At 69.4% G+C, this 16,657-nt stretch carries 15 protein-coding genes and 1 riboswitch; of the genes, 7 read left to right on the top strand and 8 right to left on the bottom strand.

All coding sequences use genetic code 11. The features are described from left to right. Positions 1-41 precede the first annotated feature (41 nt). On the top strand, positions 42-707 hold the full coding sequence (locus AC5592_RS31330) for a DUF3239 domain-containing protein (RefSeq protein ID WP_051024217.1): 666 nt from the start codon (positions 42-44) through the stop codon (positions 705-707). A gap of 86 nt (positions 708-793) precedes the next feature. After that, positions 794-2,224, top strand: a complete 1,431-nt coding sequence (locus AC5592_RS31325; RefSeq protein ID WP_084507466.1) for a M1 family metallopeptidase — start codon at positions 794-796, stop codon at positions 2,222-2,224. 31 nt (positions 2,225-2,255) lie between these two features. On the opposite strand, the gene AC5592_RS31320 is transcribed toward AC5592_RS31325, so the two are convergent. Further along, a complete protein-coding gene (locus AC5592_RS31320; protein WP_063066261.1) occupies positions 2,256-3,044 on the bottom strand; it encodes a prolipoprotein diacylglyceryl transferase in 789 nt (262 codons plus the stop codon). A 276-nt stretch (positions 3,045-3,320) separates the two neighbouring features. Between AC5592_RS31320 and AC5592_RS31315 the strand changes: the two genes are divergently transcribed. Beyond that, positions 3,321-3,839, top strand: a complete 519-nt coding sequence (locus AC5592_RS31315) for an LppU/SCO3897 family protein (protein ID WP_036497921.1) — start codon at positions 3,321-3,323, stop codon at positions 3,837-3,839. Positions 3,840-3,876: 37 nt separating this feature from the next. Here AC5592_RS31315 and AC5592_RS31310 read toward each other — a convergent pair whose 3' ends face one another. After that, positions 3,877-6,231, bottom strand: coding sequence for a helicase-associated domain-containing protein (locus AC5592_RS31310; protein ID WP_063066275.1), 2,355 nt, complete (start codon positions 6,229-6,231; stop codon positions 3,877-3,879). Positions 6,232-6,272: 41 nt separating this feature from the next. Between AC5592_RS31310 and AC5592_RS31305 the strand changes: the two genes are divergently transcribed. After that, positions 6,273-6,461, top strand: a complete 189-nt coding sequence (locus AC5592_RS31305; protein WP_030513263.1) for a hypothetical protein — start codon at positions 6,273-6,275, stop codon at positions 6,459-6,461. 156 nt (positions 6,462-6,617) lie between these two features. On the opposite strand, the gene AC5592_RS31300 is transcribed toward AC5592_RS31305, so the two are convergent. Further along, positions 6,618-7,259, bottom strand: a complete 642-nt coding sequence (locus AC5592_RS31300; protein ID WP_036497926.1) for a resuscitation-promoting factor Rpf1 domain-containing protein — start codon at positions 7,257-7,259, stop codon at positions 6,618-6,620. A gap of 9 nt (positions 7,260-7,268) precedes the next feature. After that, positions 7,269-7,426, bottom strand: a riboswitch (cyclic di-AMP (ydaO/yuaA leader). Between the two features lie 316 nt (positions 7,427-7,742). Next, positions 7,743-7,976: a hypothetical protein gene (locus AC5592_RS31295; protein WP_063066260.1), complete on the bottom strand. Its 234-nt coding sequence runs from the start codon at positions 7,974-7,976 to the stop codon at positions 7,743-7,745. Positions 7,977-8,182: 206 nt separating this feature from the next. Between AC5592_RS31295 and AC5592_RS31290 the strand changes: the two genes are divergently transcribed. After that, positions 8,183-8,611, top strand: coding sequence for a cold-shock protein (locus tag AC5592_RS31290; RefSeq protein WP_174372251.1), 429 nt, complete (start codon positions 8,183-8,185; stop codon positions 8,609-8,611). A 34-nt stretch (positions 8,612-8,645) separates the two neighbouring features. Here the strand turns inward: AC5592_RS31290 and AC5592_RS31285 are convergent, their stop codons facing one another. The 3 genes from AC5592_RS31285 to AC5592_RS31275 form a co-directional block, all read right to left on the bottom strand. Continuing rightward, complete coding sequence (locus tag AC5592_RS31285; RefSeq protein ID WP_036497932.1) at positions 8,646-9,185, bottom strand: DUF2771 domain-containing protein; 540 nt, start codon at positions 9,183-9,185, stop codon at positions 8,646-8,648. Further along, positions 9,182-10,936 (bottom strand): MFS transporter, encoded by a 1,755-nt coding sequence (locus AC5592_RS31280; protein ID WP_051024223.1) that lies wholly within the window; start codon positions 10,934-10,936, stop codon positions 9,182-9,184. Before AC5592_RS31280 ends, AC5592_RS31285 begins: the two co-directional genes overlap by 4 nt. Before the next feature lie 90 nt (positions 10,937-11,026). Beyond that, a complete protein-coding gene (locus AC5592_RS31275) occupies positions 11,027-11,806 on the bottom strand; it encodes a glutaminyl-peptide cyclotransferase (protein WP_036497935.1) in 780 nt (259 codons plus the stop codon). A 17-nt stretch (positions 11,807-11,823) separates the two neighbouring features. Here AC5592_RS31275 and AC5592_RS31270 point away from each other — a divergent pair, with 17 nt between their 5' ends. Further along, the gene (locus tag AC5592_RS31270; RefSeq protein WP_371507555.1) at positions 11,824-13,119 is read left to right on the top strand and encodes a DUF3027 domain-containing protein; all 1,296 of its coding nucleotides are present in this window, start codon (positions 11,824-11,826) and stop codon (positions 13,117-13,119) included. A gap of 26 nt (positions 13,120-13,145) precedes the next feature. Next, a complete protein-coding gene (locus AC5592_RS31265) occupies positions 13,146-15,986 on the top strand; it encodes a sacsin N-terminal ATP-binding-like domain-containing protein (protein ID WP_232329634.1) in 2,841 nt (946 codons plus the stop codon). A 12-nt stretch (positions 15,987-15,998) separates the two neighbouring features. Here the strand turns inward: AC5592_RS31265 and AC5592_RS31260 are convergent, their stop codons facing one another. After that, positions 15,999-16,625, bottom strand: coding sequence for a TetR/AcrR family transcriptional regulator (locus AC5592_RS31260; RefSeq protein ID WP_036497939.1), 627 nt, complete (start codon positions 16,623-16,625; stop codon positions 15,999-16,001). Between the last annotated feature and the right edge of the window lie 32 nt (positions 16,626-16,657).

Genomic DNA, 16,657 nt, shown 5'->3' with positions numbered 1-16,657 from the left:
CGTTGGGTTACCGCTGCCGGACAGATGTGAGGATTTGAGACGTGCGACGCTTCGAATTCGCGGTCGACCGCGAACATGCCCGGGCGGTGAACGAAGTCGTCCGCGATATCCGGCGGCTGCGGATACTGGCGTTCACCGCGGCCATCGTGCTCGGCCTCGGCACGGCCGGGCTGATCTGGCTGAATCACCCGTACTCGTTCCTGCTGGCGGTGGCCTTCGCGTTGGCGACCATCAGCGCGCTGTTCGTCGCGCTGTGGACGCCGTACCGCTCGCGCATCGAGAAGTTGTACGCCGAGGGCGAGCTGGTTCCGGCCGTCGTGTCGGGGCAGCATCCGAAAGGGATCACCCTGCTCGCGCTGGTGAACCTCGCCAAACCCGGCGCGGTGCCGCGCTACGCGCTGATCACCCGGGTGGTGCGCGCCCTGCCCGGACACGACACCGACGCCGGGGAACAGGTGCCGGCGGTGACCGTGCGAGCCGATCGCGCGCCGCGATCGGTCGGCGACCTGCGCCAGCCGGTGAGCGCCATGCCGATCGCCTGGGGCACCCGCGACCTCGGCGTGATCGAGCGCGCCCGCGCCGCGATCAGCGATGTGGAATGGAAGTTGCTGGCCGACAACCTCGGCCTCGCCGAGAAGGTGGGCCGGGTCGACTCGCAACGGCTGCTGCTGGATCCGCAACAGCTGCCCGAGGAACTGCGCGGTTGACGCGTGTGGCGGCTCCCGCGCGCAGCGAGGCCGACTAGCATCGTCGGTTGGTCGGCACGCCGTGCCGCGAAAGGGGTGGAGGGTCGATGAAGTCGCATGCCTGGGCACGGTGTCTCACGGCGGGAGCGTTGTGCGGGGTGGCGCTGGTGCTCCCCGCCCAGGTGCAACCGGTGCCGGCGCAGGCCCAGCCCGCCGCCGATCCGTTCACCGGATCGCCCGGCCTCGGCGACCCCTACTATCCCGATGACGGCAACGGCGGCTACGACGTGCAGCACTACGACGTCGCCATCGATTACGACCCGCCGAGCAGGCATCTCACCGGTAGGGCGCGGATCGACGCGGTGTCGACGCAGCCGCTGCGCGCGTTCAACCTCGACTACGCCGGACCCGCGGTGGCGAAGGTGTCGGTGAACAATCTGCCGGCGGGCTTCACCACCGGCGGTGAACACGAACTGACCGTCACCCCGGCGCTGCCGGTGCTGCCCGGGCTGCCGTTCACGGTGACGGTCGACTACGCGGGCACCGAATCCGACGATCCCGATTCCGGCTGGACCATCTCGCCGAGCGGTGGCGCCTTCGCGGCCGGCGAACCGCATTCGGCGACCACCTGGTACCCCCTCAACGACACCCCGGTGGACAAGGCGACGTTCGATCTGCAGGTGACGATTCCGCAAGAGTGGCAAGCGGTGTCGAACGGCCTGCGGGTCGGCGATACCGTCGCCGGGGACAAGCGCACGGTGAAGTGGAGTTCGAGCCATCCGTCGATCGGCTATCTCACCACCGTCGCGATCGACCACTTCGATTTCCTCGAACAGCGCCGCGCGAACGGCACTCCGCTGATCAGCGCCTTCGCGCCGGGTGCGGACAAGGGCCGGGCGCTCGAGCAGCGGCTGCCGGAGGTGCTCGACTTTCTCGAATCCCTCTACGGCCCCTATCCCTTCGAGAGCGGCGGCGGAATCTACGTCGATACCGACCTGCATTTCTCGCTGGAGACCCAGACCCGGCCGATCTACGCGCCGTGGACCGATCTCGACACCGTCGTCCACGAGAACACCCATCAGTGGTGGGGTGATTCGATGTCGGTGCGGAACTGGTCGGATATCTGCCTGAACGAATGCTTCGCCAGCTATACCGCCGATTATCTGTGGCCGGAGCGGAAAGAGGGCAAGGATGTGGACGCCCTCTACCGCAGCACCATCGCCAAAACCCACGACAATCCGGGGTATTGGGACATTCCGCTGCAAAATCCCGGGGCCGGAAACGAATTCACCACGGTGTATTCCCGGGGGCCGCTGTTCCTGCACGCCCTGCGCCACGAACTCGGTGACGACGTGTTCTTTCCCGCCGTGGCGCAATTCGTGCGGTCACATGCCTACGGCAACGCATCCATGCCGGAATTCCGCAGCTTCATCCAAACGAAGACCGCGACGGATCTGAGCGGATTCTTCACCGCCTGGCTCGATACCACCACGCCGCCGCCGGACCAGTACCTGTACCCGGGTTCGCTGCGCGGCTGAACGCTCTCGGCGCCAACACTTTTCGTGGTTATCAGCGCAACTCGTCCACGCGCCGCTGCGTCTGCTCGAGGTCCGCGTCGGCTCGTCGCAACGCCGCTTCGGCGGATTGAACCCCCGCCGCGGCGAATCGGCGGGATTCCTCGGCCTGCGCGAGTTCGTCGCGTAACGCGGTGATCCGCTCGTCCAGCGCGGCCACGTCGGAGCGTTGCCGCTCGAGGTCTGCCGCCGCCGAATCTCGTTCTGCACGAGCGGCTTCCAGCGCCTCCCGGGCGGTGGCCGCCTCGTCGGCGCCGGTGTCGGCAGGTTTCTCGGTCTCCTCGTCGGGGACGGCCGCCAAGGCGGGCCCGGCCGGGCCGAAACCGGCGTAGTCGACCGCGGCGGCCAGCACGCCGGCACGGACCTGGTCGGCCACCTCCGGATCCGCCAGTGCCGCATTGAGAGTCTGCGCGACCGCGCGCAACGCCGGTTCGGTGAGATTCTTCCCGGCGTCGGAGGCGAGACGAGCGGCCTTGTCCGTCAACGCGTTCACCGCTTTGCGGCGTTGTTCGGCGAGGGTGCGCATCCGGTCGGCCGACAGGGTGCGCTGCGCCTCGCGCAACGCCTCGCCGAGATCCAGCAGTGCCCCCAATTCCTGGGTTGCCTTGTGCGCCAGCAGATTCACCGCCCACGCCGCGACGGTCGGGCGTCGCAGCCGCGATATCGCCGTGGCCAGCTGTTTAGAGCCGTCGGCGCGCGCGGTGCGGGCCGCTTCGTCGCGAGCGGCGACGAATTCGGTGGGGTCGAGGGCGTAGAGCTCTGCGGTTGTCTGCTCGAGCTTCATGCTGCAGAGCGTAACGATTCGGGCGAGGATATCGACTACAGATCGCGCGTGTGCGGCTGCACCCGCGGATTGTCGAAAGGTGTATCGGATCGTGAATTCCTTCGGGCTTCTGCTACTCAACCACCTGCTGCCCAGCATCGTGAACTATTCGCTGATGGGTTTGTACGGCCTGCACTCGCTGCACATGTGAGGCAGGACCCGCCCGGCAGGGCGGGCGGGTATCCTCCCCACCACGTTCGCCATAGGTGAGCGGCTCGGCGAGAAAGGTTTTCGTAGGTGAAGTTCGCAGGACCGAGACCGATCAAGGGTCTCGTGCTGGCGCTCATGGCGGTCGCCGCCCTGACTGTGACCGGCTGTTCGATGTTTTCCGATGCGGCAAAATCCGATACCGCCCGCGCGAAGGTCGGTGACTGCATCAATGTGCTGGAGGGATCGCCCGCAGATTCCAGGACCGAGCCGGTGGATTGCTCCTCGGCCAAGGCCGTCTACACGGTGAAATCGACCTCCGACAAGAAGCAGGACTGCGGGACCGAATACTCCTCGTACGAGGAGACCTTCAACGGCGGTACCACCGCGTTCCTGTGCCTGGCGCCCAATCTCAAACAGGGCAACTGCTATCACGAGGACAAGACGACCGGATACTCCTATGCCGAATGCGACTCGGCGGAGGCGACGGTCAAGGTCGTGAAGCGGGTCGACGGTCAGAACGACGAATTCCTGTGCGACGCGAATTCGACCTTCCTGACGCTCTCGGAGCCCAAGACCACGTTCTGTCTGGCCAACCCCAAGAGCTGAGCCCGCGGTCGGAGGCGCGCCCGCTTTCAGCCGCGGGTCACGACTCGACCAGGGCCACCGACGCGATCCGGTGCAAAGTGAAGTGCCGGATCGCGCCGGTGTCCGGATCGGTCGCATCCAGCTGACCGCCGGCCACCCGCACCGGTTCCACGATGCGCTGGGTGGCCACGCCCTGGGCGTCCACGTAGCCGATGTGCACCGGGCGGCGCACCCGCGCCGCCAGTTGCAGCAGCGCCAGCGTGGCCGCGGTACTCGTGCGGGTGCCGTCGCTGCGGACGCGCTGCCCGGACCGGCTGCGGGCGGCCTTCTCCCCGGCGCGTAGTTCGCCCACCAGCAGCCGCAGCTGTTCGGCACTGGGCGGAGTGGGGCGCCAGGCGTGGCGTTCGTTCGGCCGGGTGGACAGCCGCGCCCCGCGCGGGCGCAGATCCACGATCGCCCCCGACGAATCCTCGCCGGCCGGGCTGAAACCAGCCGCACGCAGCCGCTCCAGCACCTCGCCCAGCGGCGCCTGCGAAATCGCCACCGTCGGCGCGACGGCCCGCAGCGCCAGCTGCGCTGCCACGGGAGCGGCCAGCACCTCGGCCAGCAGCGCCGGATCCTCACTGCGCACGAACGATTGCGCCATCCCGGCACGCAAGCGCCCGTGCCGGCGTGCCACATCGTCGATCAGGTACGTCAGCGATTGCGGGACCGGGGTGCGCGAATGGGCGGTGAACAGCTGATGCAGTTCGGCGGCGGTCATGCCGGCGTCGAGCGCGCGCCGCACCGATCCTTCGCCGATGCGGTAGACGGTGGCCGCGCCCGCGGATTCGATATCGGCGACCAGGGCGATGCGCTCACGCAGTTCCGGTACGAGCGGTCCCGGGGCGACCACGGTCAGATCGGCTTGGACGAGTACGTGATCGACCGGTTCCGGCAGTGCCGCGTCCATTTCGGCCTCGGCGTCGGCGACGGTACCGTGCAGCAGCGCCCGGCCCGCGGAGGTCAGCGCGCCGCGGCCGACGACGCCCAGCGCCGCCGCCTCCGACAGCGTGCGCTCGACCGCCTCGATGCGGAAATGTCTGCGCCGCCGCGGCATTCGCCAGCTCAGCACGCGCGCCACATCGGCGGCCGTGATCGCCGTACCCGGGGGAAACTCCGCGGTCACCGCCAGAATCGCACGTCGATCGGGGACGGCGTGTGCGGTGCGCAGCTCCGCCGAGAGGGCGGCCAGCGGTTTGTCGTTCACATCGCGCAGGCCGATCATCCAGGGGAATCGGTCCAGCTCCAGCCAGGCGTGGGCGAGCACCGCCCATCGGCGCGCCGCCGGGGCCTCCAGCCAGCCGTCCGAGGCGATGGTGGGCGCCCAGTAGTCCTCACCGGCGTCGTTGTCCGGGGGAGGTTCGGGAATTCCCTTGTCCAGCAACCGGGCCGCCGCCAGCACCTCCACGAGCAGCCCTACCCGGGCCTCGTCGAGTCCGGTCTGTTTGGCGATGCGCCGCAGTTCCCGCACCCCCAGGCCGCCCGCGCGCAGCACCGGCGCCGGCAACTGGGAGAGAACCTCGAGGATGTCGCCGGCGTGGCGCAGCAACTCGCCGACCTCACCGGCGGCCGCGGCGTTGACATCGGCGGCGGAGTGCTCGCGAGTCTGCGGCTGCGGGGGTTCGAGTACATGGGGATCGGTGACCGGCTCGCGCCGCAGCACCTGGCCGACGGCAGACGGGAGTTCGACCGTCTCGTCGTCGATCCAGATCAGGAGCCGGCGGGCCAGCAGCCGTTGGATGGGCCGCTCCGGATCGGTGCCGGGCGCGGCGTCTCGGGTGCGGCCGCGGGGGCCGGTGGTCGCCAGTTTGTCGAGCAGCGCGCGTTCCGCGCCGCCGATCTCGCGCAGCGCCGCCTCGATCTCGGGTTCGGTCAGTGCGTCGGGGAGTTCCGTGGTGGCGCCCATCTGCCACGGCAGCGCCTCGGGCGCGGCGGCCACGACGAACAGATCGTCGGTGCCCCACACCAGCGCGCGCTCGATCAGGCGCGCGAGCGCGGTGTCGACGGCCGCGGCGGATACCCGATCGGCGAGCAGTTCGTGCAGGCGTCCGCGGGGCAGCGGTCGCTCCTGGCGGCCGCTGCCGAATGCGTTGTGCGCGGCGAGGGTTTCGATCACGGCGAACTCGAGTGTGTTCAGATCGTCGGCGGCGCGCAGTACCGACGCCCGCTGTTCCGCGCGAGCGGCCAGCACGGTCATCGAACCGGGCAACGGCACGGCGAGATCGGGGCGCAAACCCAGCAGCCGGACGAGATCGTCGTCGCTGCGGGAGCTCAGCCAGTCGGTGAGTGTGCCGAGCTCGGCGGGTCCGGCGTCGGCCCCGGAATGCGTCCCGGCGCCGTCGTCGGAGGCTCGGGCATCGGTCGTGGTCATCCAATCCAGACTACGGCGAGCGAACATGCCAGAATGAGGCCGTGGTGAACAAATCGAAGAAACCCTACGTCGACAACGGCTGGCCCCAGGTGGACCACGGTGACCATGCGGTCACCGAATTGTCGTCGACCCGTTCCGGTGGCCTGTCGCCCTACGGTGAGGACACCGAGTTTCCGGTGCCGGCTGACACCCTGCCCTACGTGCATCCGCACACGGTGGTCAACCGCTGACGCGAACACGAAGAAGGCCCGCGTTCCGGTAGGAGTGCGGGCCTTCTTCGTATCCGGGGTCGCATCGGGAACGTGGAGTTCGCCGCCCGGGTACGCAGAGAAGGCCCGCATCGCGAGATGCGGGCCTTCTCTGCAGGGGGAAACTATGTGAGTGGTCTAGTTGGGCAGCAGGCCCTTGTTCGCCTCGTAGAAGTTCACGATCGACGGATCCAGCTTGGCGCCACTGGCTTTGAAGGCGTTGTACGCGTCGAGCGCCGGCTGCGGCAGCTGCACGCCCTGCGCCTGTGCGACGGTGACGGCCTTGTCGACGGCGGAGAACACCTGCTGGTTGCCGTCGGCCGGGGCCTGGGTCGAGGCCTCGCTCTCGGGGGCAACCGGCTGCCAGCGCGGAGTCTGGGCGGGAGAGGCGGGCAGATCGCGCTGAGTCGCGCTGCCGTGCAGGCCGAGGCTGGAGGAGCAGGAAGGCCACGCGCCCCAACCCTGGGTCGCGAGCACCTTCTCGGCGACCGCGATCTGCTGGTCGCGGCTGGCCTGGTTGGCCGACGGAGCGTACTGCGTGCCGCCGTGAGCGGCCCACGTCGACTGCGAGAACTGCAAACCGCCCTGGTAGCCGTTGCCGGTGTTGATGCCCCAGTTACCACCGGATTCACACTGTGCGAGGCGGTCCCACTCCGAATCGGGAGCCGCGGCGGCGTGTCCAGCGAGAGCCACACCCGCGCCACCCATGATCGCGGTGGAAACAGCGACCTTGGCGACGGTGCGACCGGTGTTGGTCTGCTTACGATGGCGTCCACTCATGTCGGGTCGTCTTCCTCTCGTACGCGCCTGCGAGGTGAGCTGTCGGGTTCGGACTGAGAGGCCGTCCGGTCCCGGCTCGCCGGGACTTCACCCCAAGGGAGCGGTCGTTGCCGGCCGTTCCCGCTTCCCTGCGGAGGCTTCGAAACCCGGTTGAGCTCCGAAAACCTCTGTGGGAACGTGGGTTCCCCGCCCTCGCCCCTGCTTCCGTCGGGGTCCGTACCCGCGGGGCGAGGCTCGGTGCGGCGGGCCGGTGGTGCCGGGATGTCCCGGCTGCGATAGACGGTACGACGATCCGGCGGAAAAATCACTATTTGGTAACCGGCGTGTATGACCGGTCGTGCTGTGCCGCAAGACCTTCCGAATCCGCGTCTGTGCAGGTGAGTGCGGCGTGTCACCTCCGAGTGCGGGTTGTGACCGTGGCGTTACCGCGCCGTTATGTGACGAAGGTCACACGTGTAATTGCCCGGCGTGTTGGGGATACGGTCAACGAGCGCGTCGGCCCGACCAGAGCGCGAACGCGATCGCGAGCAGCAGGCCGAGCGGAGTCGCCGCCATCGCCACCAGATACAGCCACAGCGGCGGGTCCCCGTCGGTCAGGATCGGCGTGAGGAAAATGGCGACGATCGCGAGCAGGCCGATCGCGAACAGGCCCACGGCCACCCGCAACAGCACGTCACTGTAGCCCCGGGGTGCGCGGGGCGAGGAGGAGTCCGGCATGGGTGCACGGTAAAACGGATGTGCTTGCCCTATCCCCACCGGGGTAGACTCGAACCAATCGCGTCCTGCATAGCTGTGTGGGGCGCGTTCTTTTCGCACAGAGATAGGTTCCGGCGTTCTGCCGGGACCTACGTCCGTGTCCGGGGTCGTTCGCCGTCCCGCGGGATTCGGACGGACCGGACAACGATGACGAACGGGTGAGCGCAGTGCCGACCGGCAAGGTGAAGTGGTACGACGTCGACAAGGGCTTCGGCTTCCTTTCCCAGGATGAGGGCGAGGACGTCTATGTTCGGTCGTCCGCCTTGCCCAAGGGTGTCGACGCGCTCAAGCCCGGCCAGCGCGTGGAGTTCGGGATGGCCGCCGGTCGCCGCGGCCCGCAGGCGCTGAGCCTGAAGCTGCTGGACCCGCTGCCCTCGGTGCGCAACGCGCAGGGCCGCAACGACCGCGTCCGCAAGGAAGCTCCGGCCCATCCGCGCAAGGCGCCCGACGACCTGCACGGCATGATCGAGGACATGATCACCCTGCTGGAGGCGACGGTGCAGCCGGAGCTCCGCAAGGGCAAGTACCCCGATCGCAAGACCGCGCAGCGCATCGCCGAAGTGGTGCGCGGGGTGGCCCGCGAACTCGATCACTGAGTTCGCGAGCACCGCATTCGCGAGCGGGCCGCGCTCACGCGGCCTTGATCGACCACGCCTGATACGGCGAGAAGGCCTCGTTGCCGGCCTCGTCGCGCACGAGCAGCAGCAGCTGCACCTCGACGCCGATCAGGCGCAGGTTCGGTTCGGGATGGCTGTCCACCGTCACGGCCAGGGTGCCCTGCGGGTAGTCCCGGTACGACGCCAGGTGCTGCACGGTCTTACCCGGATTGTCGATCTGCTGGTACTCCAGCACCATGACCCAGGGCGCGTCGGCGATGTGCCGGGGTAGCGACAGCTGCACCGGGTAGCCCAGCGGCGGATTCAGTTCCGCGGTGATCTCGGTGCGCTTGCAGTCGGGCGAGACGCGGCCGTGCGGATCCGGTTCGCCGATCGTGCAGTACAGATAGGGCGGAACCGTGACGGTTCTGCCGTGCGCGTAGGCGGTGACCGTGGGATCGGCCTCGTGCGCGTTGTGCACCGCCACCGCCACGATGCCGGCGACGGCCGCGGCGACGACCAGAACTGCCGCCAGGGCCAGCGCGAGGATCGTGCGGGTGCTGGGCTTGGTCACTGTGGCTGTTTTCCTGTCGCTAGGGGGACTTCCTGTTTGACGTGCTGCGGACGGTTACCGCCCAATCCGGGGAGCAGCGAATGCCCACGGTAGCTCACGAAGGTTTGCGCCAAACCGAGCGCCAGGACCGCCGTGACCACCGCGAAACCCTCCCAGTACACGGTCGGCAGCAGTACGCCGCCGGCGCCGCCGACCACCCAGGACAACTGCAGCACCGTTTCCGAGCGCCCGAATCCGGAGGCGATCGATTCCGGCGGCAGATCGTCCTGGATCGAGGCGTCCAGCGAGACCTTGGCCAGTGCGCTGGCACAGGCCGCCACCAGCGCGGCGACCGCTGCGCCGATCAGATTGTCGAGCAGCATCGCGACGACGGCGACGGCGGTGCACGCCGCGGTGCACTCCACCACGATCAGCGACGGCCGGCCCAGTTTCAGCCGGGCGCCGGTCGCGTTGCCGGCGAAGTTGCCGATCGCCGCGGCCGCGCCGACCAGTCCGAGCATCGCGGCCTGCTGCACCGGGCGGTGTTCGGTCGATTTCGCGACGAAGGCCACGTAGAAGGTGAGAAAGCCGGTCAGCACCCGGATCGCGCTGTTGCCCCACAGTCCGGTGACCACCGACCGGCCCAGCGGCTGCCGGCGCCGGCTCGGTTTCACCGTCGATTTCTCGCCGCGGTCCAGCACTTCGGTGCCGCCGTCGCGGCTGTGGTAGCCGAGGGTCGCCGGCACCTCGCCCTCGGTGACCTCGACCCAGGACGGAATGCGCAGGCTCAGATAGGCCCCGGCCGCCGCGATCAGCGCCGCGAACACCAGGGCGCCGACGGACCCGGCCACCGCGGCGACCGCTCCGGCCACCGCGCCCGCACCGAGCGTCCCGCCGACCAGGCCGAATACGGTGAGCCGGGAATTGGTGCGGACCAGATCGATCCCGGGCGGCAGCACCCGTGGCGTCACCGCGCTCTTGAGGACCGCGAACGATTTGCTCGAGATCATCATGCACAGCGCCAGCGGGTACAGCGCCCAGCTGTCGAAATTGAAGATCAGCAGGATCGCGAAGACCACCCGGATCGCGAACGAGGCCGACAGCGCGAGTCTGCGCCCGCGTTGCAGCCGGTCCAGCAGCGGGCCGATCAGCGGCGCGATCACCGCGAACGGCGCGATGGTGATCAGCAGATACAGCGCCACCTTGGTCTTGGATTCGGCGGTGGCACTGGCGAAGAACAGCGTATTGGCCAGCGCCACCGCGATCGCGGCGTCGAGGGCGAAGTTGGCCATCGTCGCGTAAACGAGTGCGGTGAGCCCGGATTCGCCCGCGCCGTCGGCCCGCGCCGCGCGCTGGAAGGTGTGGAAACCCTTCTCGGTGAGGTGCCTGGTGCGCATCGCCATCACCCGCGTCACCGTCATCTTGCGAGGGACGCGTTGGCGTTCGGCGATTTTCGCGTCCTTGGGCCGGGGCCGATCGGCCGCGTTCGAGGTCTGGGAGCTCGGCGCCTCGGACGACTCGCCGGCACGGTCGTCGCCGTGCGAGCCGCGCGGAGGGAGCGCTCGCGGCGGTTCGCCCGACGCCATCCGCCGGGTCACGAATTCGGGCACGTCCGGTTCACCGTTGCGGCGCGGGAGCGGAGGCAGTGGTGCGGACGACGGGGCGTTCGGCGGCGGGTACCGGTCGTAGCCGGGATGCCGCCGGGTAGCGGGATACTCCTCGCCGTCCCACGGACCGGGTTCGGTGCCGGAGGGTTCGCGGGAGGCAGTCACGATTCGATTCTCTCGCACTCGGCCGACGCGTGGACATCGGCCGGGCTGTGATCCGATGCGTGTCGGCCGCCGTCGGGGCGACCGTCGCGCTCACATCGGGACGAATCGGACCTCGAACATGGTGGGCCAGTACTTTCCGGTGATCAGGAAGCGGTCGGTGCCGGGGATCTGGGCGATGCCGTTGAGGACGTCGGCTCCCGTGCGCTCGGTGGGGCGCAGCAGGCCGCCGGCCTCGATCTCGGCCAGTACCGCGCCGCTGACGGGATCGATGTGCAGGATCTGATCGGTCGGCCACACGTTGGCGTAGATCGAACCGTCTGCGGCGCAATCGAGTTCGTTGAGCCGGGCGTCGTGATGGCTGGTGAGCCGGATCGTTCCGGTCGTCGCGAAGGTGGCGGGGTCGCGGAAGGTGAGGGTGTCGCTGCCGTTGCTCATCACCACGCGGTCGCCCCGGGTGCACAGGCCCCAGCCTTCGCCGTCGTAGTGGACACGGCGGCGTTCGGCGAGTGTGCGCGGATCGCGGGCGAAGGCGGTCTCGTCCTTCCAGGTGAGTTGCCAGACGGTGTCCCCGGCGCGGGTGACGCCTTCGCCGAAGTAGTCGCCGGAGAGTGTGGCGGCGGCGATCGGCGCGCCGGTGGCGAGATCGGTGGCCCGCACTCCGGAGTCGCCTTCCATCCCGGTGCTCTCGTAGAGAACCGGGCCGTCGACCTCGAGTCCCTCGGTGAATGCGGCCCGGTCGTGCGGCCGGGTGGCGACCACCTCGACCCGCAGGCGCGGGGTGTTGTCGTCGCGCTCACAGGCCGTGGCGGACAGCATTGTGGCCGCCGCGATCAGCACTGCTGCGGCCGCCGCACGGCGTTGGCATTTCATACGGCAAAATGTAGGGCGTGAGCGCAGTGTCTGTTTCGGAGTCCGGCGTGCGACCGATCCTGGCGGAGGCGGTCGACCTGGCTCGCCGTGCGCTCCTGGAGTTGCAGCCCACGGGTGTGGGCGAACATCTGGGCGTCACCGGCGAGAACGAGTGTGCGGCCACCCATCACTTCGCCGCGACCCTGCCGGGGTACCGCGGCTGGCAGTGGGAGGTCGTGGTCGCGGCCGCGCCCGATGCCGAGTACGCGACGGTCAGCGAGTCCGCCCTGCTGCCCGGGCCCGACGCGCTGGTGGCGCCGGACTTCGTGCCGTGGGATCAGCGCATCCGCCCCGGCGATCTGGCCCCTGGCGATCTGCTCGCCCCGCGCGTCGACGATCCGCGCCTGGTGCCCGGATATCTGGAGACCGGCGACCCGGTGGTCGACGAGGTCTGTGAGGAGATCGGTCTCGGCCGCCGCCAGGTCCTCAGCCGCGAGGGCCGCGTGGAGGCCGCCGAGCGCTGGTACTCCGAATTCGGTCCCGACACCGAGATGGCGCGTTCGGCCCCCGGCACGTGCGGAGTCTGCGGCTTCTTCGTGCCTCTCGCCGGCGCCCTGCGCGCCGCCTTCGGCGTCTGCGCCAACGCGATGGGCGCCGACGGCCGGGTGGTCCACGTCGAATACGGCTGCGGCGCCCACTCCGACACCGAAATGCCCACCGGAGCCGGCTCCCCGCTCTACGAGGCCTACGACGATGCGGCGATCGAGGTCGTCCCGGCGGAGGAATTGACCGCGCGGGACGGATCCGCCGATGCGGAACAGTCTCCCGCCGCCACCGAGGGAGCGAGTGCGGAGGACACACCCGCCGGCGACAACACAGCCGCAGCGTCGACCGCGGCCGTGGCACCCGGCGGCGAAGGTGCTGCCGAGGCCGAATCGCCGTCGACCACCGTGGACGACGTCTCCGCGACCGGTGGCAGCGGAGCCGACGCGACAGCTGCGCGCGAGCCGTCCGATTCGGCTGCTGCTTCGCCCGAAATCGCCTCGAACCCTTCGGCTTCTGTCGTCGAGCCGCAGGAACCGAGCGCCGCGGCAGCCGGTGGCGATGCCGATGGAGCTGCGGCGCGTGTCGAAGCCCCCTCTGCCACCGCGGGTGCCGCAGCCGCCGATGCGGACGACGAGCCCCCTGCGGCTGCCGAGCCCGCCGCGGCCGAGGCGGATCACTCCACCGCCGAGCGCGCGGCCGGGGTCGAACCGGTTCGCTACAGCGATGCCTGGGCGGTATCCGCGGTGCGGGTGCAGCCGGGTGAATCCGGGGCGGCGGAGGAGAACTGACGAGCGCGAGCGGGGGAGCCGTAAGGGTGACACAGGATCCGTTCGGCACCGCGGACTTGCGTGCGGGAGTACTCACCGCATGGCGGAATTCGCCGACTCGCCTGCGCGAGGACGCCGCCACCGAGGCGGATCTGGTCCGGGCCGGGTACCGCGATCGGTTGCTCACCGAGCTGGCGCAGAACGCCGCCGACGCCGCGGTCAAGGCGGGGGTCTCCGGCCGGGTCTCCGTGTGGCTGCGGGGCCGGGCTCTGCATATCGCCAATACGGGTGCGCCGCTGGATCTTTCCGGCGTGCACGCACTGACGGCGTTGCGCGCGTCGGGCAAGACGGGCACGGCGGTCGGCCGGTTCGGTGTCGGGTTCACGGCGGTGCTCTCCGCCGGTGACGAAGTGGAATTTCGTTCCACCACAGGATCTTTGCGCTTCTCCCGGGCACAGACTCTGACCGAACTGCGCGACAACGGCATCGACCTCCCCGTCGGCGCGGACGGCCCCGCCGTCCCGGTGCTGCGCTTGGCCTGGTCGGTGGCGGTCGCCCCGGAGCCCGGTTTCGACAGCGAGATCGTGGTCTGGCTGCGCGAGGACGTCGACGCCGCGGACCTGCTCGCGACCATGCGGGCCGAGGCGGTGGATCTGCTACTGGAACTGCCGGGCCTGCATACGATCCGGATCGGGGACGACGAATCCTGGCGCGCGGTCGAGGATCTCGGCAACGGCCTGCAGCGGGTCTGCATCACCGCACCCTCCGGTGAGGACTTCCGGTGGTGGCAGTACACCACCGAGCGGGCGCGCTGGCTGCTCCTGGTGCGTGACGGCCGGGCCGTGGCGGCGTGCGCCGATGTGCTGCGCGCACCGACCCGCACCGACGAGGAATTGTCCCTGCCCGCCCTGCTGATCGCCGATATCGCCCTGCAACCGGATCGGCGCCGACTGATGCCCGGCGCCCGGGTGGCCGAATTGGCCGAGGGCTATGCGGATTTCGCCCGTGCCCTGCCGCCGGGGGATCGGCTGGTCCTCGTTCCGGCGCCCGGCTTCGCGCGCAGCGAGGCCGACGGCCTGTTGCGTGAGGCATTGGTGAAGCAACTGCGCGAAAATCCGTGGTTGCCGGTACTGGCCCCGGCTGCCGGTGCGAGCGACGGCCCGGCCGATGCCGGGTTCGCGCTGCCCGATTTCGGCGGCACCGCGAGTACGTCCGGAGACGACGTGGCGGCCCCGGTGCGGACCGATGCGGCGCCGTCGCGTGCGAGTGTATTTCCGGGCGTCACCACCGAACTCGCCGATCTGCTGGCGACTCTGCTGGGGCCGCTGGTGGTTCCGGAGTTGTCGGGCCGAGCCACCGCCGAACTGCTGGGCGTGCTCGACGTCCACCGCATCGGCCTGGCCCGCGTCGCCGAACTGACCGGAAGTGTGCAGCGCCCGCCGCAATGGTGGTATTCGCTCTACGACGCGCTGGAACCGTTCGTCACCGACCCGCTCGCCGCCGAGGAGTTGGGGGCGCTGGCCGTTCTGCTCTCCGACGGCCGCCTGGTCACCGGCCCCCGCACGGTGGTGCTCGACGATCAGCTCGAGGACGCCGTGGCGGTGCCGTGGGCGCGGCTGGCCCACCCGGAGGCCGCGCACGAGCTGCTCGGCCGCCTCGGCGCACAACAGGCCGGTGTGGAGGATCTGCTGACCGACACCGCGCTGCGCGCCGAACTGGATTACCGCCCCGACGACGAGGATCTGCGCGAGGCCGTGCTCGGTCTCGCCGCCCACCTGCCGGCCGGCGTCACGTTGCCGACGTGGCTCGGCGCGCTCGAATTGCCCGACAGCACCGGCGAATTGCGCCCCGCCGACGAACTGCTGCTCCCGGGGGCCCCGCTGGCCGGGGTGCTGGTCGGCGATTCCCCGTTCGGCACCCTCGACCCGGAGGTCGCGCAACACCATCCGGCCACGGCGTTGCGTGCGATCGGCGTCGGCTGGGGGTTCACCGTCGTCACCGAAACCGATCCCACCGGCCCCGACCACGACCTCGACGACGAGGACCGCTGGTGGCAGGGTTTGCCGGAAGATCCGCCGGAGTTCGCGGCGGTGCGGGATCTGGATCTGGTCGCCGACGACGCGTGGCCGCAGGCGCTGCGGCTGCTGTTGTCCGAACCGGCCACCCGCGGCCTGCTCGCCGACCGCGACGGCTACACCGCGTGGTGGTTGCGCCGGCACGCACGGGTCGACGGCCGCCCGCTCGGCGTGTATCGGGCCGGCGCGGATCCGGTGTTCATCGATCTGCTGCCCGAGCTGCCGGGTTTCTCCACGGCCGATCTGGCGGCGCTCGACGCGGTGCTCGCCGACCCGGCGAACATCACCGCGGACCTGGCCGTGGCTCTGCTCGAGGCACTGGCCGATCCGGCGAAAAGGCCCACACCGGAAGCGGTTTCGCAGACCCACCGCCGACTCGCCGCCGCCGTGCCGCAGCTGGATCTCGACGCGATCGGCGTGCCGGAGCGGGTGCGTGCCTTGTCGGGAGCGGTGATCGATCCCGATCGGGCGCTGGTCCTGGACCGGCCATGGCTCGGCTTGGCGTTGCCGCCGGATCGCCTGGTGGCCGGCGATATCGAGCATGCGGGCGAGCTGGCGACGCTGCTCGACGTGGCCGCCGCCTCGGAGGCCGTCCACGCCGAGGTGCTCGGCGCCGGAAAACGCACGACCTGGGCGGACGAGCCGCTGGGCGTGCTGTTGCGACTGCAGTTCGGATTGCCGGCACCGGCCGGTGAGCTGGTGCTGCACGATCGTCTGGAGGTCCGGCTCACCGGCGCCTACGAGGCGACGGTGGCCGTGCCGTGGTGGCGTTCGGGCGACACCACCCACGTGCAGCGGCAGCCGAGTTCGTGATACGCGACGCGGCTATTTCGCGTAGGTGGTGATCATTTCCGCCAGCACGTCGAGCTGGGTGCGCACCGCCGCGCTGTCGTCGTCGACGAGCCAGCGCAAAACGATTCCGTCGATGACATTCAGGGTGAATCGGCTCAACGTCTGAACCGGAATTCGCCATTCGGTTCCGGTGGCCACGCGCCCGTGCTCGAGGACGTCGGCGACGGTGGCGTCGTTGAACAGATACTGTTCGCGCGCGATCGCGAGTTTCGCTGGGGTCTGCTCACTTTCACGCAAAGCGTAGGTGGTGGTTTCGTAGGTGAGCAGTTGTCGTTGCGGTGTGGATTCGATGTTCAGCCAGAGCAGTTCCAGGCTGGCGCGCACCAAATTTTGAAGGGATTCTTTTCCACTTCCGACTTCCTGCCAGACCGTTTCATTGGTCTCGACGGAATCGCGCAATTCCATCGACAATGCTTTGACCAGCTCGGTCATCAGCGCATCTTTGTTTTCGAAACAGTAATGCACCACACCGAGCGATACCCCGGCCGCCTGCGCGACATCGCGTGTAGTTACCCCGGCGACGCCCTTTTTCTCCGCGAGGCCGATGGCGGCCTCGATGAGGTGGGCTCGTCGTTCTTCGACGCTCAATCGGGAGGACACGGAAGCGAGTTAAGCCGCCAGGACGCGATGAG

It is taken from the genome of Nocardia violaceofusca NBRC 14427, from assembly GCF_963869435.1.
In the GTDB taxonomy this organism is placed as follows: Bacteria; Actinomycetota; Actinomycetes; order Mycobacteriales; family Mycobacteriaceae; genus Nocardia; species Nocardia aobensis.
This window is presented reverse-complemented; position numbering and strand designations above follow the sequence as displayed.

Coding starts and splice junctions, on each gene's coding strand:
- AC5592_RS31325 (WP_084507466.1), top strand. CDS start 794: ATGAAGTCGCATGCCTGGGCACGGTGTCTCACGGCGGGAGCGTTGTGC.
- AC5592_RS31320 (WP_063066261.1), bottom strand. CDS start 3,044: ATGAAGCTCGAGCAGACAACCGCAGAGCTCTACGCCCTCGACCCCACC.
- AC5592_RS31310 (WP_063066275.1), bottom strand. CDS start 6,231: ATGACCACGACCGATGCCCGAGCCTCCGACGACGGCGCCGGGACGCAT.
- AC5592_RS31300 (WP_036497926.1), bottom strand. CDS start 7,259: ATGAGTGGACGCCATCGTAAGCAGACCAACACCGGTCGCACCGTCGCC.
- AC5592_RS31295 (WP_063066260.1), bottom strand. CDS start 7,976: ATGCCGGACTCCTCCTCGCCCCGCGCACCCCGGGGCTACAGTGACGTG.
- AC5592_RS31275 (WP_036497935.1), bottom strand. CDS start 11,806: ATGAAATGCCAACGCCGTGCGGCGGCCGCAGCAGTGCTGATCGCGGCG.